The 21,674-nt window shown below is 69.5% G+C and carries 21 protein-coding genes; 14 read left to right on the top strand and 7 right to left on the bottom strand.

Annotated elements, in window-relative coordinates; genetic code table 11:
• Positions 1–172 precede the first annotated feature (172 nt).
• Positions 173–463, top strand: coding sequence for a hypothetical protein (locus FHU33_RS05200; RefSeq protein WP_142024395.1), 291 nt, complete (start codon positions 173–175; stop codon positions 461–463).
• 47 nt (positions 464–510) lie between these two features.
• On the top strand, positions 511–972 hold the full coding sequence (locus FHU33_RS26445) for an ImmA/IrrE family metallo-endopeptidase (RefSeq protein ID WP_142024394.1): 462 nt from the start codon (positions 511–513) through the stop codon (positions 970–972).
• Between the two features lie 31 nt (positions 973–1,003).
• Here FHU33_RS26445 and FHU33_RS05190 read toward each other — a convergent pair whose 3' ends face one another.
• The 3 genes from FHU33_RS05190 to FHU33_RS05180 all read right to left on the bottom strand — a co-directional run bounded on the left by FHU33_RS05190 (position 1,004) and on the right by FHU33_RS05180 (position 5,610).
• Positions 1,004–2,257, bottom strand: coding sequence for an SIR2 family protein (locus FHU33_RS05190; protein WP_142024393.1), 1,254 nt, complete (start codon positions 2,255–2,257; stop codon positions 1,004–1,006).
• 192 nt (positions 2,258–2,449) lie between these two features.
• Positions 2,450–4,903 carry an AAA family ATPase gene (locus tag FHU33_RS05185; protein ID WP_142024392.1) on the bottom strand — a complete coding sequence of 818 codons (2,454 nt, stop codon included), beginning with the start codon at positions 4,901–4,903 and terminating at the stop codon, positions 2,450–2,452.
• Positions 4,904–5,274: 371 nt separating this feature from the next.
• The gene (locus FHU33_RS05180) at positions 5,275–5,610 is read right to left on the bottom strand and encodes a helix-turn-helix domain-containing protein (protein ID WP_142024391.1); all 336 of its coding nucleotides are present in this window, start codon (positions 5,608–5,610) and stop codon (positions 5,275–5,277) included.
• A gap of 174 nt (positions 5,611–5,784) precedes the next feature.
• Between FHU33_RS05180 and FHU33_RS05175 the strand changes: the two genes are divergently transcribed.
• Positions 5,785–6,672 (top strand): alpha/beta fold hydrolase, encoded by an 888-nt coding sequence (locus tag FHU33_RS05175; RefSeq protein WP_246063281.1) that lies wholly within the window; start codon positions 5,785–5,787, stop codon positions 6,670–6,672.
• 14 nt (positions 6,673–6,686) lie between these two features.
• Here FHU33_RS05175 and FHU33_RS05170 read toward each other — a convergent pair whose 3' ends face one another.
• Entirely contained in the window at positions 6,687–7,457 is a 771-nt protein-coding gene (locus FHU33_RS05170; RefSeq protein ID WP_142024390.1) for an SDR family NAD(P)-dependent oxidoreductase, read from the bottom strand.
• Positions 7,458–7,662: 205 nt separating this feature from the next.
• Here FHU33_RS05170 and FHU33_RS05165 point away from each other — a divergent pair, with 205 nt between their 5' ends.
• From FHU33_RS05165 to FHU33_RS05155, 3 genes are read left to right on the top strand one after another with little or no spacing between them, the layout of a single operon-like run.
• Positions 7,663–8,103, top strand: coding sequence for a hypothetical protein (locus FHU33_RS05165; RefSeq protein ID WP_142024389.1), 441 nt, complete (start codon positions 7,663–7,665; stop codon positions 8,101–8,103).
• Complete coding sequence (locus FHU33_RS05160; protein WP_142024388.1) at positions 8,024–9,145, top strand: alpha/beta fold hydrolase; 1,122 nt, start codon at positions 8,024–8,026, stop codon at positions 9,143–9,145. Before FHU33_RS05165 ends, FHU33_RS05160 begins: the two co-directional genes overlap by 80 nt.
• Before the next feature lies 1 nt (position 9,146).
• Positions 9,147–9,698, top strand: coding sequence for a GNAT family N-acetyltransferase (locus FHU33_RS05155; RefSeq protein WP_142024387.1), 552 nt, complete (start codon positions 9,147–9,149; stop codon positions 9,696–9,698).
• Positions 9,699–9,703: 5 nt separating this feature from the next.
• Here the strand turns inward: FHU33_RS05155 and FHU33_RS05150 are convergent, their stop codons facing one another.
• From FHU33_RS05150 to FHU33_RS05140, 3 genes are read right to left on the bottom strand one after another with little or no spacing between them, the layout of a single operon-like run.
• Positions 9,704–11,341, bottom strand: coding sequence for an ABC-F family ATP-binding cassette domain-containing protein (locus tag FHU33_RS05150; protein WP_142024386.1), 1,638 nt, complete (start codon positions 11,339–11,341; stop codon positions 9,704–9,706).
• A 21-nt stretch (positions 11,342–11,362) separates the two neighbouring features.
• Entirely contained in the window at positions 11,363–12,421 is a 1,059-nt protein-coding gene (locus FHU33_RS05145) for an adenylate/guanylate cyclase domain-containing protein (protein WP_142024385.1), read from the bottom strand.
• Positions 12,422–12,435: 14 nt separating this feature from the next.
• The gene (locus tag FHU33_RS05140; protein ID WP_142024384.1) at positions 12,436–12,906 is read right to left on the bottom strand and encodes a universal stress protein; all 471 of its coding nucleotides are present in this window, start codon (positions 12,904–12,906) and stop codon (positions 12,436–12,438) included.
• A gap of 199 nt (positions 12,907–13,105) precedes the next feature.
• On the opposite strand from FHU33_RS05140, the gene FHU33_RS05135 reads away from it, so the two are divergent.
• From FHU33_RS05135 to FHU33_RS05100, 8 genes are all read left to right on the top strand, one after another.
• On the top strand, positions 13,106–14,026 hold the full coding sequence (locus FHU33_RS05135; protein ID WP_246063280.1) for an ABC transporter ATP-binding protein: 921 nt from the start codon (positions 13,106–13,108) through the stop codon (positions 14,024–14,026).
• Entirely contained in the window at positions 14,023–14,778 is a 756-nt protein-coding gene (locus tag FHU33_RS05130; protein WP_142024383.1) for an ABC transporter permease, read from the top strand. Before FHU33_RS05135 ends, FHU33_RS05130 begins: the two co-directional genes overlap by 4 nt.
• Before the next feature lie 128 nt (positions 14,779–14,906).
• Positions 14,907–15,713, top strand: a complete 807-nt coding sequence (locus tag FHU33_RS05125; protein ID WP_142024382.1) for an ankyrin repeat domain-containing protein — start codon at positions 14,907–14,909, stop codon at positions 15,711–15,713.
• Positions 15,714–15,888: 175 nt separating this feature from the next.
• The gene (locus tag FHU33_RS05120; protein ID WP_246063279.1) at positions 15,889–19,671 is read left to right on the top strand and encodes a multifunctional oxoglutarate decarboxylase/oxoglutarate dehydrogenase thiamine pyrophosphate-binding subunit/dihydrolipoyllysine-residue succinyltransferase subunit; all 3,783 of its coding nucleotides are present in this window, start codon (positions 15,889–15,891) and stop codon (positions 19,669–19,671) included.
• Positions 19,672–19,696: 25 nt separating this feature from the next.
• Positions 19,697–19,885 (top strand): DUF6104 family protein, encoded by a 189-nt coding sequence (locus FHU33_RS05115; RefSeq protein WP_142024380.1) that lies wholly within the window; start codon positions 19,697–19,699, stop codon positions 19,883–19,885.
• A gap of 120 nt (positions 19,886–20,005) precedes the next feature.
• Positions 20,006–20,719 (top strand): metal-dependent hydrolase, encoded by a 714-nt coding sequence (locus FHU33_RS05110; RefSeq protein WP_142024379.1) that lies wholly within the window; start codon positions 20,006–20,008, stop codon positions 20,717–20,719.
• Positions 20,720–21,041: 322 nt separating this feature from the next.
• The gene (locus FHU33_RS25325; protein ID WP_211355003.1) at positions 21,042–21,212 is read left to right on the top strand and encodes a maleylpyruvate isomerase N-terminal domain-containing protein; all 171 of its coding nucleotides are present in this window, start codon (positions 21,042–21,044) and stop codon (positions 21,210–21,212) included.
• The gene (locus FHU33_RS05100; protein WP_142024377.1) at positions 21,209–21,670 is read left to right on the top strand and encodes a maleylpyruvate isomerase mycothiol-dependent enzyme family protein; all 462 of its coding nucleotides are present in this window, start codon (positions 21,209–21,211) and stop codon (positions 21,668–21,670) included. Before FHU33_RS25325 ends, FHU33_RS05100 begins: the two co-directional genes overlap by 4 nt.
• Positions 21,671–21,674: the final 4 nt, after the last annotated feature.

Raw genomic sequence — 21,674 nt, 5'->3', positions numbered from 1 at the left:
CGCGCCCGGGTCAGCGACAACCTAAGCATCTGCCGCCGCTTGTGGAAGGGGGTGCGGGGCCGTGACAGTCTGCACAACTCCCGAGACTCGGCTCAGAAAGAAAGTCGATCTTGTCGCTTCGGCCGGCATCCAGCATGTTGGAGTTGGAGGCGGCGGGTGTTGGCGTCGAGGAGTGCTTCGCCGTTACTCGAACTCGTACGGCGTCGTCCAGCGCGTCACCAGGCTGACGCGGCACCTCGAGCGACAGGGCAGGGCGCGAGCGCTGCCCCTCAGGCCCGCCTACCGGCCACACAAACTAAGCCAGCGGCTGTCGGACGAGACGGTGGCGGCAGTGGCGTCCACCAAGGTGGTGTGCGACGGCCCCGGTGAGCAGCGGGCCCTGCACGTAGAGGCGGCCACCGACACCGCCGACGGAACCGAGGAGGTGCCCACCCAGACGACGATCCCGGCGCTCAGCGCCTGACCGACATGAAGATCACGCGGTAGTCGTCACACACCACGCCAGCGGGCTTGACCGTTCGTCCAGAATCTGGAGGAGTTCGGCTTCGTTGCCGTCTACTGACATCGGCGCCTGTCAGCGGTCTCCTACTTCGAGAGCCCGGCGAGACACCGATTATTGGCGTGAACGCGAACAATGCCGAAGTGCGACAACGATTCACTATCGCGCACGAACTTGGGCATTTGGTCCTACACAAGGGCAAGCGCTTGGTTGTCGATCGCGCTGTCCGTGTCAATTTTCGAGATTCGGTCTCGTCCCTAGCCACGGACCGGGAGGAGATGGAGGCGAACGCATTCGCAGCGGGCTTGCTTATGCCAAGCGCTGCAGTGACCGACGAATTGCATCGGATCGTACGCGGCCGCCACCGAACCGACAGCGAGGTAGTCGACGTCCTGGCCGGCAAGTTTCAGGTTAGTCGCAGCGCGATGGAATTCAGGCTTATCAACTTGGGCATGCTTACCCACGGGGATTAGCGAGCCAGCGATTGCTCTCCCAGCCAACTTGTCACTCCGACTGCCGAGGGCCGGTGTAAATGCCCTGCCACAGAGTTCCGTCATTGCTGCGTGGCCAGTGATCCCTTAATGCAGCACGCGTTGCGCCAGGGTATTTGCGCTCCACTTCTTGCGCTATCCACGTACTCGCTGGATCTGGGTCCCCCGTAGGCAAATCGGGATCGTACGGGTTGACCTCGCCGCTCAGGTCAATGTCGATGCCGTTAACCTGTAACCGAGATCGGCGTCCTGCGGCGTTGTGCTGCACACCCCAGAGGACGACATCACCGCATGTGTCGTCAACGTACTTCTCTATCGCCTGCTCGCCGGAGTATGCGGAGATTGCTGCCGACGGCAGAAGTGCTTCGACGGTAGCCGCGACCTCAGGACGCCTGTCAACAACTGCGACGGGAACCGCTAGTCGGCTGCTCGCAATGAAGTGTCTTGCCGCCAGGTCACTCGGCGGGAAGGAATAGCCGATGATAGTGAGACTCTTGGCGGCCTTAAGAGCCGTGAATGCCGTCTGCCACTGTGCTCGCAGCGACCGGTTACCGTAATAGCCGCCTTTCGTACCGGTCGGTGGGATGATCAACGGCAGGAGATCGTCGTATAGGTTGGTCTGGCGACCCGAGGAACGAGGAAGAGAGTGTTCCGCTGGCGAGCCAGGCCACCAACCAGAAGCCTGGGTCATGACCACTCGGTCGGTCACAGGTGCGTCAGGGCCGCCGTAGAACCAGTTCGTTGAGCCGTGCAACTTGAAGAGTCGAAGGACGGAGCTGGGCGGCTGCTCGGTCGGGTACTGCGATACATCCCCTGGCGCCCTCCTTTCGGCGATTGGCATGGCGTAGAGATCCGCCCACGTTCTCGTCAGGCTCAGGTGCGAGACGCTCGTCTCAAGTAAGACGTCGTAGTTGTACGTCGCGATGTTGGCATTCAGTGTGCACCAATGCCAGATCAACCGCGTCAGCCAGGAAGGGATCGGCGAGGCGACGGCAACTGTCTCGGATCGAACGATGCAGGTGTGCACAGCTTCGCTTGCATCTCTAAAGGTAGCTAAGTTGCGCAGGTTCTCCTGGTCGGTGAGCCAGGGTTGATTGCTCGATAAGTGAGACAGCCATTGCTCCAGATCTCCACCGAACGGCGCCAACGCATCCCTACTTAAACCCAACTCGGTGAATACCTGCTCGGATAAGTCATGCAGCAATGGCATCTCGTCGCAGATTGCGCGAGAGAACCCGGCTCCCAGCAAAACATAGTGATCGGACATTCAACCTCCAATGTTCGTCCACAGGTAAACCGCCATGCAGAGAGCGGCGTGCCAGCTTACCTACTTCGAGTCTCACAAAAACTGCGGGCATCCCGACTCTCTCAGGCAGCGCTGACAGTTTCGGGACCGAGGCGCAGGGGGCGAGACTTTCGACCGTCCAACCGGCGACACGATCAGTGCGCTGCATCGCCTCTACTTACCTACGAGGTTGAGGTTATAAACTCCGCAGTCGCACCGAAGGGTCTCCTCTTTGCCAGCCGCGCCCGACACGTAGATCCAGGACTCGCAGGCTGCGTTGTCACACTGGAATAGTTCGAGAAACTGCCGCCAAGCCTTCACGACTGGGACGAAGTCGGCCTTAGACATGGAGGCCCACTCGTTGTAATGCACGAGCGCATTGACGGCCCAGTTCTCATTCTGCTGAGCGAGCACTGCCTTACTTCGCGAGTCCTTGAGTTCTTCGACCGATTGCTTCGCCGCGGCATTCCCCCAGCTGTTCGCAGACTTCGCCGCCTTGCTTAGCCAGTCTCCATGTCGCCCCGTGACCGATCCCAGAAGTTCGCCGAGCTCATACTTTGCGTCCCCCTTATACGCAACTCTGGCCCGGAGCGCTTCGGCAAGGTCGGTCATGATGGCTTCTAGGCCGCGGCGCAGCTTGTGCGCGGCGCCGGCTACGTCGTCCTTGGCGAGGTCTGCGTCAATCCGGTCCCAGAGATCCACGCCCTGTTCGGCGGCGGGACCCTCGTTGACGTTCCAGCCGTAGAAGCGGGCGTGACCCGTGCGCGAGATAAGGCCGGAGGACTGCATCTGCTTGGCCCAGATCTCGTCGTGGGTAGTAATCACGAACTGGACGTCGGGAAAGCGCTCCTTCAAGAGCTCGCAGAACTGCCGGCGGTGGTTGCTGTCGACCGACATGACGACGTCGTCGAGCACAGCGAAGCGGAAGCTGTCGCCGAGCAGCTGCTTGACGAGAGCGAGGTACAGACAGACGCCCATGCCGTCCTGGTGGCCTTCACTGTGATAGGCCCCGGGCGGAAACATGCCGAGCCCGTAGAAGTCGACCACAAGGTCGAGCTTTCCGGAACTTGGTCCAAGCTCTGCCTTGAAGGCGGCCTCGTCGTCTGAGTTGATCTGCCGGTAGAACTCGCTGAAGCTGCCTTCTACCGTTTCGTAGAGATTCGTAAGTGCGGTGTCGACGCTCTTGCAGTAGGCGTCGTAGATGGTCTGTGCAGATGACTTGACCGCCATGGAGCGCCCATACTTGGCCTTGGCGAGCCGAAGCTGAGACCAGCGCTCGTCCGCCAGAACTAGGTAGCTCTGCGCATCCACGCGGGCGCTGTTGTCCGGCAGAGCCCTCAGTGTCCTGATCAAGCCGGCGAGCCCGTCCTGCAGGTCGGCCGGAATACGAAGCAAGTCACTGTCGACACGTTCCTTCTGCCCAAGCGCTCCCTGTGGGCTCCCCAACGCTGTCTCCACGGTCAGAAAATCCTCATAGACCTGCTCCAAGGCAAGCTGCAGCGGCACGTCGCCATGGGCGAGAGCGTGAGGCTGGGTAGCTCGCACGAGCCCTCGAAGACTGCGAATCTGTGCTATCAGAGCCGTGCCGGCCGTCATGATCTTCTTCTGTAGCGCTGCAGCAGCGTCGGAACGCGCGATCTTCTCCTGGAGGTGCTGACGGAGCGCGTCAACATTCTCCCAGGCGGTGTCGCAGAGCGGGCACACCGCTGCATCGATGACCAAGTCAAGACCGCTGGCCACGAACTCCCGCTGCTGCAACGCCTCAAGGATGGTCACGTCGCTCGCGAGATCGCTCAGTGCAGGTCGCAGCGCCGCGATGTTGTCGTTCATGACTTCCGAGTGCGCTAAGGCTTTCACCAAGGCTTCCACGTCTCGAGTCGCAGAAGCCTTATTGAAAGTCGTCTGCGTCTCCTCTTGTTCAAGCCCCTGCTTGAAGTCCGTGTCAAGGCTGAGTTCTTGGAGCGGCGTAAGCTTCAACAAATCACGCCGCTTGTTTGCGGCCTTCATGATTTCTGTGGCGTCGAGATCGGCTACATCGAAATGCCTGCGCGCACCGTCCCTGGCGTCCTCAAGTGAGGCTTTCGACCCAGTAACGTCCCTTGACGCCAGAGACAAGGTGGTTTTCAGTGTCTTCCGACGTTCTTCGAGGCCCTCAAGTTTCAAGAGAGCCTGGACCTCTGCAGCCCGCTTGCCTGACTCGGCGAGGATGAACTTGATAATCTCACGACGGGAGAGCGTCAGCTCAGGATGATCCTGTACGGACCTCAATGCCTCGCGCATCTCGGTTGTGTCCGGCGTCAGCGTGAAGCTGCCTGGCGCCTTGATGGTGCGACTGAGCACTGCACTCTTGCCCGTGGTGGTATCGCGGATCGTCAGAGAGACCTTGGCGGCAGCGGGATCGTCGCGTCGGTGGACATGCGGTCCGTGTCTGAGAACCGTCAAGCCGCCGGTTCCGGGACCGCTAAGCCGACTGATCGTACCGGTGATTGCGAAGCCGATCGCATCCACCACCCCGCTTTTCCCTGAGCCGTTCGGGCCATGTACGACGAACGACTTGCAGTCCAGCTTAAGGTCGAGTTTGCGAATGCCGCGAAACTCTTCAATGTGTATGGCCTCAAGCTGAATCAAGGCGTTCCCTCCTTGGCTGCGTCACGCAGGACCGTTAGGAGCATCTCGGCGCTCGGCAACTTCTCGGAAGTCAACCGATCATGCAGCTCGGAGATTAGTGATGCAGGAACTGAGCCTTGCGTGACGAGTTCCGACACGAAGTCGATGAGAATTTGCTGTTCAATATTGGACATATGTTCCGTTCCATTATAGCCCCTATATTACGGCAGGCGCCTCGTAATGTCAGTGCGGCAAGACGGGGGCGATATGTGGCGTTTGCGACCCCGATGATGATGACTTCCTTGGGACGCTCGGAAGGGCCCGGGTGTACGAAGTCCCCTCCTAGAGTCTGTCCCCACAGGGTATAGAGCATGGGCACCCAGGCGTACTGATTATGGGCGGGGACGATCCGGCGGCGGACGCAGCCTGACACCACGCCCTCGCAGGGCACGGCGGATCGTGTCCGCGCTGACCCCAAACCGCTGACCGAGCTCGGCGGTCGACGATCCATCGGCGTAGCGCTGTACGACCTCATCGATCTGAGCGGACTCCAGGAGCCGGGTGCTGAAGCGCAGCGTGATCCCGCGCCGCTTCAGATGGAAGCGCACCGTCTGCCGGTGCATGCCGAAGCGGCTGCTGAGATGCGCGATGGCTGTGCCAGCCTCGTACGCCGACACCAGCTCATCGATCTCAGCCGGCGACAGCTTCCGGTTCGGCTGCGTGAGCACGACCCGCGGACGGTCTTCCAACACGCCGGACCGCTCGCGTAGACGATTTTGTTCGCCGGCCAGGCGTCTGAACAGGGGCAATGCGCTGGAAAGAGATTCTCTTAGGCGCACTCATCCGATCCGCGCCGCACCGCCCGTGACCGTGCACAACGGCTTGCGTTAGCGTCCGGGCCCATGCAGAGCAGCGGCATCCAGCGGGCCCAGGTGGGCGAGATCGAGCTCGCCTACGAGACCTTCGGCGACGCGGGCGATCCGCCGGTCCTCCTCGTCATGGGGCTGGCCACCCAGATGATCGGCTGGCCCGACGACTTCTGCGCCGGGCTGGCGGAGCGGGGCCACTTCGTCGTCCGCTTCGACAACCGCGACATCGGCCTCTCCACCCACCTGCACGCCGCGGGTGCCCCCGACATCCTCACCGTGTTCGGCGGCGACACCTCCACCGTTCCGTACGCGCTCAGCGACCTGGCCGACGACACGGTCGGTCTGCTGGACGCCCTCGGGCTCGACTCCGTGCACGTGGTCGGCGCATCGATGGGCGGGATGATCGCCCAGCTCGTGGCCGTCCATCACCCGGAGCGGGTGCGGAGCCTGACCTCGATCATGTCGACCACGGGCGACCCCGCGGTCGGCGCACCGAACGAGGCCGCCATGGGGGTTCTGCTGGCCGCGCCGGCGAGCGACCGGGAGGCCGCGGTCCAGCGGGTCATCGACACCTACCGGGTGATCGGATCCCCGGGCTTCGAGTTCGACGAGTCCGCGCTGCGCGACCGCGCCGGCCTCTCCTTCGACCGCGCCCACGACCCGGCCGGCGTCGCGCGGCAGCTGGCGGCGATCCTCACCACCCCTGACCGCACCGCCGATCTGGTGAAGGTCGCCGTCCCCACGCTGGTGATCCACGGGTCCGACGACGCGCTGGTCAACGTCAGCGGCGGCCGGTCGACCGCGGCGGCCATCCCGGAGGCCGACCTGTTCGTCGTCGACGGCATGGGGCACGACCTGCCGCGCGAGGTGTGGCCGCAGATCCTCGACCGCATCGGCGCGCTGATCGAGCGGGCCGGCTGACCGGGGGCTGGAGCTCAGCTGGTCAGCATCCCGCCCTCGACCGGGATGGTCGTGCCGGTGACGTACCCGCCGGCGTCACTGACCAGGAAGATCAGGGCGGCGGCGAGCTCCTCCGGGTCGCCCTTGCGGCCGACGAGCACGCGCGTCAACTGCGACTCCAGGTAGCCCTCGGGGTACTGATCGGTCATCTCGGAAGTGAAGAACCCCGGTGCCAGGGCGTTCACCCGGATGCCCTTGCGGCCGGTCCACTGCTGGGCGAGGTCGCGGGTGAGCCCGATGAGCCCCGCCTTGCTGGCCGCGTAGGCCGCCTGCGGCAGGCTCGCGGTGGTGAGCCCCAGCACGCTGGAGATGTTGACGATGGAACTGCCCGGCTGCATGACGCGTCCGCAGGCCTGGGCCATCCAGTAGCAGCCGTTGAGGTTCACGTCGATGACCTGGCGGAACTGCTCGGGGGTCTCGCGGGTGGCCGGCGCGGCAGTCCCGATGCCCGCGTTGTTCACCAGGATGTCGACCTTGCCGAACTCCGCCATCGCGGCGTCGACGAGACCCTGGCAGTCCTCCGGCAGGGCCACGTCGGTGCGCACGGAGATCGCCCGCCGGCCGGCGGCCTCCACGGCCTGCTGCGTGTCGGCCAGGCGGTCGACGCGCCGGGCCGCGAGGACGACGTCGGCCCCCGCCTCCGCGAGGGTCCGCGCGAAGACGGCGCCCAGACCCGAGGACGCCCCCGTCACGATCGCCACCCGGCCGTCCAGCCGGAACATCTCCAGGATCGTGCGGTCTGCCATGGTCGGGCTCCCCTTCGTCGTGCTCTGTCTGCCTGTCGTGTCCGTCCGGCGACCGTAGCCGTGATGTGGGGTAGGCCACCTCCCGGGCGGGTAGGGCGGCATTCCGGACCACGAGGACCCGCAGTTCTACGGGGAGGCAGACGATCGTGACCAGGTTGGACCACGTGCCCGACATCGCGCAGGTGACCCACGGGGTTCGCCGGCGATGAACGCACCCCGCAAACCCCCGCCGCCCGCACCGCTGTGGCGGCAGGCCTTCGACGCCGCCGAGCGCGCGGTCGCCCCGCGCGCCGAGGACCTGGTGCGCAGCGACTACTTCTCGCTGGCCACGGCGCTGCTCCGCCGCGCGCAGACGGTCGCGGGCAGCTCGGTCCAGGGCCTCACGGCGCGCGCCTGGCACCTGGTGAACCTCCCTGCCGGCAGCGACATCAGCCGGCTGCGCGCACAGATCGGCTCGCTCGACCGCGAGGTGCGACGGCTGACCATCCAGCTGGAGCAGGAGCGGCGACGTGCCTCGTCCCGCCCTGGCACTGCCCATCCCACGACCGCCCCCACGGAGGACAGCGATGCCGACGGTGCCCAGCCCGCAGACGGTGCTCGACCGCGTCCGGCGCGACGTCGAACGCAACGCCCTGCGCGCCCGTAACGGCATCAAGCTCGTCGCCGGCGTCGACCGCCCCGGCGTCGGGCAGACCCCCAAGGACGTCGTCTGGCAGCGGGGCCGCACCCAGCTCTGGCACTACCGCAACGACCCCGACACCTACGGGGGCGTCCGCTACGGGCCGCCGTTGCTGATCGTGTTCAGCATGGTCAGCAAGAGCTACATCCTCGATCTGACGCCGGGGAACAGCTTCGTGGAGCAGTTGCTGGAGGCCGGCTTCGACGTGTACATGCTCGACTGGGGCGAACCCGACGAGCGGGACGCGGAGAACCGGCTGGAGGACTACGCCGACGACTACATCCCCGCCGGGATCGACCGCGTCCTCGAGCTCTCCGGCGCCGACGAGGTCAACCTGTTCGGCTACTGCTTCGGCGGGAACCTCACCCTGCTCTACGCGGCCCACCACCCCGACGCACCGCTGCGCAGCCTCACAGTGCTGGCGACGCCGGTCGACTTCCGGCACATGGGCCCGCTCGCGGACATCTTCAGCGTCGGCGGGATGGACGTCGGCTCCGTCCTCGACGCGGACGGCAACGTCCCGCCGTCGGTCGTGGTGCAGGGCTTCCGGTCGCTGACGCCGACGGCCGAGGTCACCCGGTACGTGACCCTGTGGGAGAAGCTCTGGAACGACGAGTACGTCTCCTCCTACCAGGCGATGACCGGCTGGTCGGACGACCACGTGCCCTTTCCCGGCGCCGCGGCCCGGGAGACCGCGGAGATGCTCGTGCGCCGGAACGGCATGGTCACCGACCGGCTCACCGTCGGCGGGGATCCGGTGCACCTCGCCGACATCCAGGTGCCGTTCCTGACCGTGCGGGCCACCCGCGACCACATCGTGCCGCCGGACGCCACGGCGCCGCTGATCGACCTGGTCGGCTCGCCGGACAAGCACGAGCTGCGCCTGGACGCCGGCCACATGGGGCTGGTCGTCGGCCGGACGGCGGCCAGGACGACGGTGCCCACGATCATCGATTTCGTCCGCCGCCGGAGCGACCTCCTCGGCGACGACGCGCGTCAGGAGGCGTGACATGGCGGTCGTGGAGCTCGGACCGGAGCGGTGCGACGCGCTGCTGCGCTTCTTCGAGGCACTGCCCGACGGCGACCTCACCTTCATCAAGGAGGAGGTCACCGATCCGGAGACGGTCCGCTCCTGGGCCTCCGCGAAAACACCGGGCGGGCGCTGGGTGGCCGTCGACGGCAGTCCGGACGCCGAGGAGGTCACCGGCTACGTCGCCGTCCGGCCACTGCCCGGGTGGTCCGACCACGTCGGCGAGGTGCGCCTCGTCGTCTCCCCGTCCCGGCGGGGCAGCGGACTGGGACGCGAACTGGCCCGCCGCGCCCTCGTGGAGGCGGTCTCGTCGGGCCTGTCGAAGCTCGTCGTGGAGGTGGTGGCCGAGCAGGGGGCGGCGCTGGCGCTCTTCACCGACCTGGGGTTCTCCGGAGAGGCGCTGCTGCGCGATCACATCCGTGACCGCGGTGGTCAGCTGCGGGACCTGATGGTGCTGGCCCACCACGTGTCCGAGACGTGGGCCGGCATGGACACGGTGGGCATCGCCGACGAGCTGGACGCACCCGGCTGAGCCGGTCAGCGCTCGGTGACCCGCCCGTCGGCGACCTCGAGCCGGCGGGTGGTCGCGACCGCCTCGAGCATCCGGCGGTCGTGCGTGACCAGCAGGAGCGTGCCCGGGTATCCGGCCAGCGCCTGCTCGAGCTGCTCGATCGCCGGCAGGTCGAGGTGGTTGGTGGGCTCGTCGAGCACGAGGACGTTGACCCCGCGCGCCTGCAGCAGGGCCAGGCCCGCCCGCGTGCGCTCGCCGGGCGAGAGGGTCGCGGCGGGGCGCAGCACGTGGTCGGCGACGAGCCCGAACTTGGCCAGCAGGGTGCGCACCTCCGCCGTCGGCCAGTCGGGCACCTCGGCGGAGAACGCGTCCAGCAGTTGCTCGGCACCGAAGAACCGGCTGCGGGCCTGCTCGATCTCACCGATCCGCACGGCCGGCCCGAGCGAGGCGGTGCCCTCGTCCAGCGGCGCGCGGCCGAGCAGGGCGGCCAGGAGCGTGGACTTCCCCGAGCCGTTGGCGCCGGTGATGGCGACCCGGTCGCCCCAGTCGACCTGGAGGTCGAGCGGACCGAGCCGGAAGTCACCACGTCGGACGACCGCGCCGCGCAGGGTGGCCACCACGGCGCCCGCGCGGGGTGCGGTGGCGATCTCCATCCGCAGCTCCCACTCCTTGCGCGGTTCCTCCACCACCTCCAGCCGCTCGATCCGTCGGTCGGTCTGCCGCGCCTTCGCTGCCTGCTTCTCCGACGACGCCCGATTGGCGGCCTTGATGTGCTTGTCGCCGTCCTTGGGCTTCTTGATGGAGTCGCGGACGCCCTTGGCCATCCAGTTGCGCTGCATCCGTGCGCGCGCCTCGAGCGAGGCCTTCGTGTCGGCGAACTCCTCGTACTCCTCGCGCGCGTGCCGGCGGGCCACCTCGCGCTCGGTCAGGTACGCCTCGTACCCCCCGTCGACGACCCGCACGAGCTGCTGCGCGAGGTCGAGCTCGACGACCCGGGTGACCGTGCGGGCCAGGAACTCGCGGTCGTGGCTGACGACGACGATGCCCGCGCGCGAACCGGTGACGAACCGCTCCAGCTGGTCGAGCCCCGCCAGGTCCAGGTCGTTGGTGGGCTCGTCGAGCAGCAGGACGTCGTAGCGGGAGAGCAGCAGCGCCGCCAGGCCGACGCGGGCCGCCTGTCCCCCCGACAACGACGCCGTCGGTGCGGCGAGCTCCACACCGGGGGCCACCTCCGCGACGACGTCCGCCGCACGCTCGTCGAGGTCGGCGCCGCCGAGGGCGAGCCAGTGCTCGAGCGCGTCGCCGTAGACGTCGTCAGCGCCCTCGCGGCCGGCGGCCAGGTCGTCGGTCGCCGTGTCCAGCGCGGCCTGGGCGGCAGCCACGCCGGTGCGCCGCGCGAGCGCGTCGAGGACGGTCTCCCCCTCCCGGCGCTCGTGCTCCTGCGGCAGGTATCCGAGAGTGGCGGTCGGCGGACTGACGACGACGGATCCGGCCTCGGCCGCCAGCTCCCCGGCAAGCGTGCGCAGCAGCGTGGACTTGCCCGCCCCGTTGACGCCGACGAGTCCGACGACGTCACCGGGGGCGACGACGAGGTCGAGACCGGAGAACAGCACGCGGGCGCCGTGTCCGGCCGCCAGACCGCGGGCGACGAGGGTGGCGCTCATGGAGCAGAGCGTGCCACCCGGTCACCCCTCGTCGTCGAAGGAGTCCTCGTCGTAGGCGTCCGGCGCGGCCGGGGCGTCGTCCCCCGTCGGGCGGCGCCGCACCAACCACGGCTGGAGGTGGTCGTACCCGCGGACCGACACCCGGCGCAGCGGCCGGACGCGGTAGCCGGGATGGTCGCGCAGCCGGTCCGCGAGGTCGCGGTCGACCAGCACCGCGCCCGGGCGCGCCAGGGACGTCAGCCGACTGGCCAGGTTCACCACGGGCGAGTAGACGTCGCCGAGGCGGGTGAGCACTGTCCCGTACGCCGCACCCACGCGCAGCGGCGGCCGTTCCTCGGTGTCCCAGGCCTCGGGGAGCAGCAGCCCGATCTCCGCTGCGTCGCCCGGCGACGCCACCGTGAACAGCACGCCGTCGCCGACCGTCTTCACCACCCGCCCACGGTGCCGCGCGATGACCTCGGTCGCCGTGCTCTCGAAGTCCTCGACCATGGCCCCGAGCTCCCGGCCGCCCATGCCGCGGCTGCGCGACGTGTAACCCACCAGGTCGGCGAACCCGACGGCCAGTACCCGCCGGTCGCCCTGCCCGGCGGACACGGCCAGCAGCCGGTCGGCGTTGGCGGCCAGGTGCCGCCGCCACACGTAGCTCTGGATGTCGCGCATCCTCGGCAGGAGCGCCTGGGCCACCGCGACGGCCTCCTCGGGGGAGGCGGGCCGCCGCTCGCCGTCCGGCCCCGTCCGCATGAGCGCGTCGGCGAGCATGTCCGCCTGCCAGTCGGCGAGGCGGGAGAGCGCCTGCCCCATGGCCCGGGCGATCGAGGCCTCGGTGGCCGCATCGACGAAACCGGAGTCGATCAGCTCCGAGAGCACGCCGAGGGCGGCGACGTCGGCGTCGGTGAAGGCGGGGTCGTCGTCGGCGGCGTCCGGGAAGCCGAGCGCCCGCCACAGCCGCTGGGTGCGCTGCGACGCCATGCCGGCCATCTCGGCGACCTGCAGGCGGGTGTACCGCCGCGGCCCGTCGAGCAGCAGCTGCTCGAGCGCCTCACGGGCACTCGGGCCGGGGCCCTCCCCCGGGTCGTCCATGGGCGTCCGGCGACCTAGTCGGTCGTGTGCACGACGAGCACGTCGCACTCCGAGCGGCGGGTCGCGTCGGCGGGCACCGAGCCGAGCAGGCGCCCCTTGATGCCGGCCAGGCCCCGGTTCCCGACCACCAGCAGGTCGGCGCTCTCGCGGCGGACCACGTCGAGCAGCGTCTCCACCGGCGAGCCCTGGACCGCCACGGTCTTCACCTTCGTCGCCCCCGCGGAACCGGCCCGCTCCGCCGCCGTCCGCACGGTGTCCTCGGCGGGGTGCGAGCCGACGACCTGGTACGCCTCGTCGCGGAGCACGTCCTGGGCGCGGGCCAGCTCGCGGTCGTCGGCCTCGGCGGGCAGGTAGGCGCAGGCGATCACCAGCGTGGCGCCGCACGCGCCGGCCAGCGAGCCCGCCCGCGCGACGGCCCGCAGGGAGGATTCCGATCCGTCGGTCCCGACGACGACCGTCCGGTAGGCGTTCGAGGTCTCGCTCACGGCGCGCACTCTATGTGAGGCGTGTGCCAGGGGTCACGCCGAGATCATCTCGCCCCGGTGGACGTCGGCACGCCAGGGCACCCGGGGGCTCCCGGGCGCAACCCCCGGTGCGTTTGGATGGGGAGGACCCCGCGGCCCACGACGAGGAGACATCATTTCCATCGCAAGCACCGGAACGGTCGACCCCGTCCGGGTCGAGGTGCGCGGACTCAGCAAGTCCTTCGGTCAGGTGCGCGCAGTCTCCGACCTCGGGTTCACGGTGGAACCGGGATCGGTGACCGGCTTCCTCGGCCCCAACGGCGCCGGCAAGACCACGACACTGCGGATGCTGCTCGGCCTCATGCACCCCGACGCGGGGACGGCGACCTTCGACGGCGCTCCGTACACCTCGCTGGCCGAGCCGCTGCGGACGGTCGGGGCCGTGCTGGAGACCGCCTTCCACCCGGCGCGCTCCGGTCGCAACCACCTGCGCGTGTACTGCCGGGCCGCGGGCTTCCCGCTCTCCCGGGCCGACGAGGTCCTGGTGCAGGTGGGCCTGGCAGATGCCGGCGACCGCCGGGCCGGGGGTTACTCGCTCGGCATGCGGCAGCGGCTCGCGCTGGCCACGGCGTTGCTCGGCGACCCCTCCGTCCTCGTCCTGGACGAGCCGGCCAACGGCCTGGATCCCGAGGGCATCCAGTGGTTGCGCGGCTTCCTCCGCCACCTCGCGCACGACCAGGGCCGCACGGTGCTGGTCTCGAGCCACCTGCTGTCGGAGGTCGAGCAGACCGTCGACCGGGTCGTCATCGTGGGCGCCGGCCGGCTGGTCCGCGAGGGGTCCATGGAGCAGCTCCGTTCCGGGGCCGACGGCGCCGGCACGGTCCTGGTCCGCAGCCCGGAGGTCGCCCGGCTCGCCGAGGTGCTGGCTGCCGACGGCGCGCAGGTGATCCACGAAGACGGCACACTCACCGTCTCCGGGTCGACCCCGGCCGAGGTGGGGCGCCAGGCGTTCGCCGCCGGCATCGAGCTGCACGAACTGCGCTCGCGCACCAGCGGCCTCGAGGAGATCTACTTCCAGCTCACCAGCGGTTCCGAGCAGTTCGCCGCGCCCTCGCCGACCGTTCAGGAGGCCATCCGATGATCCGCCTGGTGCGTGCGGAGTGGACCAAGCTGTTCACCACCAAGGTCTGGCTCGGGCTGCTGCTCGGGGCATGCGTCATGGTGGGCGGCTTCGCTGCGCTGCTGACCGGTTTCGCCGGCAACGCGGAGAGCGGGCTCCCCCCGGTCGGTACGGCGGAATTCGAGCAGGTCGCGCTGGCGCAGGCGACCAACGCCACCGTGCTGTTCCTCATCCTGGGCATCATCGGGATGACGCAGGAGTACCGGCACCGCACCGCGACCCCCACCTTCCTGACGACTCCCCGCCGCTGGAAGGTGGTGGTGGCGAAGCTGATCGCCTACGCGCTCGTCGCCGTCCCGTTCGCGCTGATCCTGCTGGGCGTGAACCTCCTCGTGGTCGGGCTCTACGCGGGCGCCAGGGGTGCGGCGCCGTCCCTCACCGGCGACAACCTCGAGGTGATCGGCACCTCGGGCCTCGCGCTGGTCATCTACGCCCTGATGGGAGTGGGCATCGGGGCGCTGCTGCGCAACCAGGTCGGCGCCATCGTCGGTGGGCTGGTGTACCTCTTCGTCGTCGAGCCGGTGATCCGCTCGATCCCGGCGACGTCAGGGGCCTACAAGTGGATGCCGGGAGGTGGGCTGGAGGCGATGACGGCGACGTTCCAGGGGCCCGACCTCCTGGGCGCCTGGCAGGGCGGCCTGCTGCTGGTCGGCTACGGCCTGCTCGCCGCGCTCCTGGGCACCCTGCTGGCCGTGCGGCGCGACGTCGTCTGAACGAAGGCCCCCTCCCGGACCCGGCCCGAGCGTGCGAGGGTCGGGTAGGAGGGCCGCCTCGCGCAGGCTCGAGGTGGTTACCTGGACGTGGCCGATCGCCCCTCCGTCCCCGACACCGAAGGACACGCGTGACCACTCGCATGACCGCACAGCGGCTGGGCAGGTTGATCGCCGCCGGCGACATCGACGCCGTGCAGGCCGCGATCGCGTCGACGCCCCGACTGCTCGGCAGCACCGTCGAGCGGGACGGCCAGGGGGGCTGGACCCCTCTGCACGTCGCCGTCGCGGAGGGCCGGGCAGACATCGCGCGCGTCCTGGTCGACGCCGGCGCGGACCTGGACGCGCGCACCGAGCACCACCGGACGCCGCTGCACGTCGCCCTGGAGTTCTGCCCGGTCCTGGTGCCGTCGCTCCTCGAGCTGGGCGCCGTCCTCGACGCCCCGAGTGCCGCCTACCTGGGCCGGCTCGACGAGCTCACCGCCCACCTCGACGACGGCGCATCGCTCAGCGACGCGGGGTCCGGTCTGGACCTGCTCTCCTGGGCAGCTCTCGGCGGGGCCCCGGCCGCCGCGCGGCTGCTGCTCGAGCGGGGTGCCGATGCCGACGGCGGAGCGTTGCACGCGGCGGCCGGCGGCTCGAGGCTCGAGCTGGTGAGGCTGCTCCTGGAGGCCGGCGCCGACGTCGACCGTCGCGATCCCGACACCGGGCGGGCGCCGCTGCACGCCGCCGTGACCGGCGGCGCGGACGACTCTCTGGAGGTCGTCCGGGTGCTCCTCGCCGCGGGCGCCGACGTCAACGCCACCACCAACGACGGCGCGAGCGCTCTGGACATCAGCAGGGTGTCGGCGGCCCGTCACCGGCGCGGCGACTCCGCCCGGGCGACGGCGGACGACGCCCTGGCGCAGCTGCTCGTGTCACACGGTGCCGCGGACTAGGACTGTCACACCCGGTCAGCGCCTCCGACCCGGCGTAGACTCGACACCCGGTCCAGCCATGTCCACAGGCTCCGCACTTCCGGCCTGCGGCCACGCCGCGGCCGAGACGACTGCACCAGACCACTGCACCAGACGCCGCCCACAGACGAAGAAGGCACTCGACCCCGTGTCAAGCGTGAGCTCATCCCGGCCCTCCTCCGCGTCCTCCTCCCCGGTGGCCGGATTCGGCACCAACGAGTGGCTGGTCGAGGAGATGTACCAGCAGTACCTGGCCGACCCCTCGAGCGTGGACCAGGCCTGGCACGAGTTCTTCGCCGACTACCGGCCCGGTGGCCCCGTCGGTGGCGCGGACCGCGAGGAGCCCGCCGCCGCACGCGACGGAGCCCCTGCCGCCGCCCGGCCCGCGGCCACGTCCCCTGCCTCGCCGGCCCCCGCCCGCGACAACACGCCCGCCCCCAAGGCGCCCGCCCCCGAGCCGGCCGCCGCAGCGCCGGCCGGGAAGGCCGCCGACAAGCCCGCCGACAAGCCGGCGGAGAAGGCCGCGGACAAGCCCGCGGACAAGCCGGCCGCCAAGAGCCCCGCTCCCCCGGTGGCCGCCGGCTCCCAGTCACCGCTGCGCGGCGCGGCCGCCGCCGTGGTCAAGAACATGAACGTCTCGCTGACCGTGCCGACGGCGACGAGCGTGCGTGCGGTACCGGCGAAGCTGCTCGCCGACAACCGCATCGTCATCAACAACCACCTCGCCCGCTCCCGCGGCGGGAAGATCTCCTTCACGCACCTGATCGGTTACGCGCTGGTCCGGGCGCTCGACGACTTCCCGAACATGAACAACGCCTACGCCGAGGTCGACGGCAAGCCGGTGCTGGTGCAGCCCGAGCACGTCAACTTCGGCCTGGCCATCGACCTGCCGAAGCCCGACGGCTCCCGGTCGCTCGTCGTCGCCTCGATCAAGGCCGCCGAGGAGATGGACTTCGCCGGCTTCTGGGCCGCCTACGAGGACATCATCCGGCGGGCTCGCGCCAACAAGCTGACGATGGAGGACTTCTCCGGCACGACGATCAGCCTGACCAACCCGGGCACGATCGGCACCAACCACTCGGTGCCGCGGCTCACCGCCGGCCAGGGCGCGATCATCGGCGTGGGCGCCATGGAGTACCCGGCCGAGTTCCAGGGGATGAACCCCGACGCGCTGACCGAGATGGCCGTGTCGAAGATCATCACCCTGACCTCGACGTATGACCACCGGATCATCCAGGGCGCGGAGTCCGGCGACTTCCTGCGCCGGCTGCACGCCCTGCTGCTCGGTGAGGACGGCTTCTACGACGACGTCTTCCGGTCGCTGCGGATCCCCTACGAGCCGGTGCGCTGGATGCCGGACGTCCGGATCACCCGCGAGGGGCAGATCGACAAGGAAGCCCGGGTCGTCGAGGTCATCGAGTCCTACCGGCGCAACGGCCACCTCATGGCCGACACCGACCCGCTCGAGTTCAAGGTGCGCACCCACCCCGACCTCGACATCCTCCAGCACGGCCTGACCCTGTGGGACCTCGACCGGAAGTTCCCGGTCGGCGGCTTCGCCGGCGAGCGGCTGATGGCCCTGCGCGACATCCTGGGCGTGCTGCGCAACTCCTACTGCCGCACCGTCGGCGTGGAGTACATGCACATCACCGATCCCGAGGAGCGCGAGTGGCTCCAGCAGCGGATCGAGGTCAAGCACGAGCAGCCCGACCGCGAGAAGCAGAAGCACGTCCTGGGCCGGCTCAACGCCGCGGAGGCCTTCGAGACCTTCCTGCAGACCAAGTACGTCGGCCAGAAGCGGTTCAGCCTCGAGGGCGGCGAGTCGGTCATCCCGATCCTCGACGAGGTGCTGATCGCCGGCACCGACCACGGCCTCGACGAGGTCGCGATCGGCATGGCGCACCGCGGCCGGCTCAACGTCCTGGCCAACGTGCTCGGCAAGAGCTACGCCAAGATCTTCGGCGAGTTCGAGGGCAACATCGACCCCGGCACCGTCCAGGGCTCCGGCGACGTGAAGTACCACCTCGGCGCCACCGGGAAGTTCCGCAACCCGTTCCGCGAGAACACCGAGATCGCCGTGTCCCTGGCGAGCAACCCCAGCCACCTCGAGACGGTCAACCCGGTGCTCGAGGGCATCGTCCGGGCCAAGCAGGACATGATCGACAAGGGCGAGGAGGGCTTCACCGTCCTGCCCGTCCTGCTGCACGGCGACTCCGCGTTCGCCGGCCAGGGCGTCGTCGCCGAGACGCTGAACCTCTCCCAGCTGCGCGGCTACCGCACCGGCGGCACGGTGCACGTGGTGATCAACAACCAGGTCGGCTTCACCACCAGCCCGACGGCTGCGCGCTCGAGCCTGTACTCGACCGACGTCGCCCGGATGGTCAACGCGCCGATCTTCCACGTGAACGGCGACGACCCCGAGGCCTGCGTGCGGGTCGCCCGGCTGGCGGTCGAGTACCGGCAGGCGTTCAGGAAGGACGTCGTCGTCGATCTGGTCTGCTACCGCCGGCGCGGGCACAACGAGGGTGACGACCCGTCGATGACCCAGCCGCAGATGTACGACATCATCGACCGCAAGCGCTCGGTCCGGAAGCTCTACACCGAGGCACTGGTCGGCCGGGGCGACATCACGCTGCAGGAGGCCGAGGAGGCGCTCAAGGACTACCGCGGGCAGTTGGAGCGGGCGTTCGCCGAGACCCACGACGCGCAGGACTCCTCCAAGCCCGAGCCGGTCATGGACCCCCGCACGCCGCAGGAGTCCCAGGTCGACACGGCGATCACCCCCGAGGTCCTCAAGACCATCGGCGACGCCCACGTCTCCTTCCCGCCGGACTTCACCCCGCACCCGAAGCTCCAGAAGATGCTCGAGAAGCGCGCGGCGATGGCCAGCGAGGGCGGCGTCGACTGGGCCATGGGCGAGCTGCTGGCCTTCGGGTCGCTGCTCATGGAGGGCATCCCGGTCCGGCTGGCCGGTCAGGACTCCCGGCGCGGGACGTTCGTGCAGCGGCACTCGGTGCTCATCGACCGCGAGAACGGCGCCGAGTACACGCCGCTGGCCAGCCTCACCGACGACCAGGCGAAGTTCTTCGTCTACGACTCGCTGCTGAGCGAATATGCCGCGCTGGGCTTCGAGTACGGCTACTCGGTCGCCAACCCGAAGGCCCTCGTCCTGTGGGAGGCCCAGTTCGGTGACTTCGTCGACGGCGCCCAGATGGTCATCGACGAGTTCATCAGCTCCGGCGAGGCCAAGTGGGGTCAGCGCTCCGGCGTCGTCATGCTGCTCCCGCACGGCCTCGAAGGTCAGGGCCCCGACCACTCCAGCGGCCGGATCGAGCGGTTCCTTCAGCTGTCGGCGGAGAACAACATGACCGTCGCCAACTGCACCACCCCCGGCAACTACTTCCACCTGCTCCGCCGCCAGGCGCTCTCGGACGTGCACCGGCCGCTCGTCGTCTTCACGCCCAAGTCGCTGCTGCGCGCCAAGGCAGCGGTCAGCCCGGTCGAGGACTTCACCGAGCAGAGCTTCCGCCCGGTGCTGCCCGACACCGGCGTCGGTGGAGACCCGCTCGACGCGTCCGCCGTCCGCAGGGTGCTGCTGTGCAGCGGCAAGGTCGCCTACGACCTCATGGCGCAGCGGGAGTCCGATGGCCGCGCCGACACCGCGATCGTGCGGGTCGAGCAGCTGTACCCGCTGCCGGCCGAGCAGATCCGGACCGAGCTCGAGCGGTACCCGGACGCGAACGACGTCGTCTGGGTGCAGGAGGAGCCGATGAACATGGGCGCCTGGCAGTTCATGGCCGTCAACCTCCCCGAGCACCTGCCGCAGGGCCGGACGTTCCGCCGGGTCAGCCGGCGGGCGTCGGCGAGTCCCGCGGTCGGCTCGGCCAAGGTGCACGACCTCGAGCAGCGGCAGCTGGTCGCCGAGGCCTTCGCGGACTAGCCGCCGGCACACCTGGACCCGAACCATGTACTTCACCGATCGCGGACTCGAGGAGTTGGCCGAGCGGCGGGGCGAGGAGCAGGTCACCCTCGCCTGGCTGGCCGACCAGATGCAGGCGTTCGTGGACCAGTTCCCCGACTTCGAGGTGCCCGTCGAGCGGCTGGCCACCTGGCTGGCCCGCGGCGGCACGGACGACGCCGACCTCGACGACTGAACGACGACTTCGGGGAAGTCGCTGCCTGATCCACCGACCAGGCCGCGACTTCCCCGAAGTTGCGGTCGGCCGACCGCGCGCCTATCCCGACGCGCCTCGTCCGGGCGTCACCCTGTGCGCGTGCTCGGCCACTCGCATGCCTTGTCCGGCCTAGCCGCCGGTGCGGCGACCCTGCCGTGGGCACCCGTCCAGGGCACCGTCGCCCAGGTCGCCTGGATCTCCGCAGCGGGCGGCTTCGCGATGCTCCCCGACCTCGACCAGCGGGGCTCGACCATCTCGCGCATGTGGGGACCGTTCACCGACGTCCCCTCCGGCGCGGTCGGCACGGTGGCCCGCGGTCACCGCTGGGGCACGCACGACGCGATCCTCGGGCCGGCGGTCTTCGGTCTGCTCGCCCACCTGGCGGCCGGCGCCTACTGGTCGAGCCTGCTGCTGCTGGCGCTCGCCATCGGGTTGGCCCTGCGGGCGCTGCACTTCGTCATCCCCGGCCGGGCGGAGAACACCGTCATCGGAAACCTGCTCCTCTCGTGGGGCGGCGCCTGGTACCTGCTCGAGCACAGCCCGAGCCCGGCCTGGCTGCCCTACGCGGTGGGGGTCGGCGTCCTGACTCACATCGCCGGCGACTTCCTGACCAAGGAGGGCGTGCCGGTCCCGATCGTCTGGCTGGTCCGCCGGAGCCGGCTGGCGCCGATCCACCTGCGCACCGGCGCCTTCGTCGAGAAGGCGGTTCTGGTGCCGGCCTTCCTCGTCGCGATCGCGGTCTTCGTCTACCTCAACACCGCGGTCCGCGGCGCGGTGGACCCGCTGGTGGAGCGCCTGCTCAGCCTGGGTTGACCCCTGCTCCGGACACCGGTCATCGATAGGGGTCGGTGATCTCGCGCAGGCGGGTCACGTGGTCCGCAACCTGTCCCACTCCGGGTTCCCAGGCGCGCGCGCCACTCCGCCTCGACCGCGGCGACGGCGGCCTCGGCGATCGGCTGCGCCGCCCGGGCGCGTTCGCCGAGTACGACCAGCCGCGCACGGGCGTCCGAGGGATCAGGGATGCGGCGCACGTAGCCGGCGCGCTCCAGCGCAGCCACGAGGAAGCTGGCCGTCTGCTTGGTCACCTGCCCGGGAGGGGATGAACAGCAGGAGACCGACGTCGAGATCGGACTCCGTGAGCTCCGGGTCGACGGTCAGGGCACACCTCAGCCAGACCGACCTGCTCGACGATCTCTCCCCGAAGGAGTGGGAGACGCCGTCCCTCTGCGACGGCTGGCGGGTCCGCGACGTCGCCGCGCACCGCGCTCTGGCGCAGATGGGCTGGGGCAGGCCGTCGCGGAGATGACTCGCGCCCGCGGCGACTACCACCGGATGGTCCGCGACACCGCCCTGCGCCACGCCGTCGTCCCGACGGGGCAGCTCACAGCCGAGATCCGGGCGATGGCGGGTTCACGCCGGCGCGCGCCGCTGATCACCCCGCTCGAGCCGCTGATCGACGTCCTGGTCCACGGCCAGGACCTCACCCTCCCGCTGGGTCGCTCCCGCACGATGCCGGTGGCGGCGGCGACCGCAGCGGCCACCCGGGTGTGGACGACGGGATGGCCGCTGTCCATCGCCTTCCACGTCCGGCGCCGGATGCGCGGCCTGCGGCTCGTCGCCACCGACACCGACTGGTCGGCCGGCGAGGGCGTCCTGGTGGAGGGCCCGATCGAGGCCCTCCTCCTGCTGCTCACCGGCCGCACCGCCGCCCTGGGCCGGCTCTCCGGCCCGGGCGTGGACCGGCTGGCGACGTCGCACAGCTGACCCG

This window comes from Blastococcus colisei (genome assembly GCF_006717095.1).
GTDB classification, from domain to species: Bacteria; Actinomycetota; Actinomycetes; order Mycobacteriales; family Geodermatophilaceae; genus Blastococcus_B; species Blastococcus_B colisei.
This window is presented reverse-complemented; position numbering and strand designations above follow the sequence as displayed.

What these genes read in the sequence shown, in the direction of transcription:
- FHU33_RS05150 (WP_142024386.1), bottom strand. Translation starts at nt 11,341, where the DNA reads ATGAGCGCCACCCTCGTCGCCCGCGGTCTGGCGGCCGGACACGGCGCC.
- FHU33_RS05100 (WP_142024377.1), top strand. Translation starts at nt 21,209, where the DNA reads ATGACTCGCGCCCGCGGCGACTACCACCGGATGGTCCGCGACACCGCC.
- FHU33_RS05145 (WP_142024385.1), bottom strand. Translation starts at nt 12,421, where the DNA reads ATGGACGACCCGGGGGAGGGCCCCGGCCCGAGTGCCCGTGAGGCGCTC.
- FHU33_RS05170 (WP_142024390.1), bottom strand. Translation starts at nt 7,457, where the DNA reads ATGGCAGACCGCACGATCCTGGAGATGTTCCGGCTGGACGGCCGGGTG.
- FHU33_RS05115 (WP_142024380.1), top strand. Translation starts at nt 19,697, where the DNA reads ATGTACTTCACCGATCGCGGACTCGAGGAGTTGGCCGAGCGGCGGGGC.
- FHU33_RS05160 (WP_142024388.1), top strand. Translation starts at nt 8,024, where the DNA reads ATGCCGACGGTGCCCAGCCCGCAGACGGTGCTCGACCGCGTCCGGCGC.
- FHU33_RS05175 (WP_246063281.1), top strand. Translation starts at nt 5,785, where the DNA reads ATGCAGAGCAGCGGCATCCAGCGGGCCCAGGTGGGCGAGATCGAGCTC.
- FHU33_RS05190 (WP_142024393.1), bottom strand. Translation starts at nt 2,257, where the DNA reads ATGTCCGATCACTATGTTTTGCTGGGAGCCGGGTTCTCTCGCGCAATC.
- FHU33_RS05130 (WP_142024383.1), top strand. Translation starts at nt 14,023, where the DNA reads ATGATCCGCCTGGTGCGTGCGGAGTGGACCAAGCTGTTCACCACCAAG.
- FHU33_RS05165 (WP_142024389.1), top strand. Translation starts at nt 7,663, where the DNA reads ATGAACGCACCCCGCAAACCCCCGCCGCCCGCACCGCTGTGGCGGCAG.
- FHU33_RS05155 (WP_142024387.1), top strand. Translation starts at nt 9,147, where the DNA reads ATGGCGGTCGTGGAGCTCGGACCGGAGCGGTGCGACGCGCTGCTGCGC.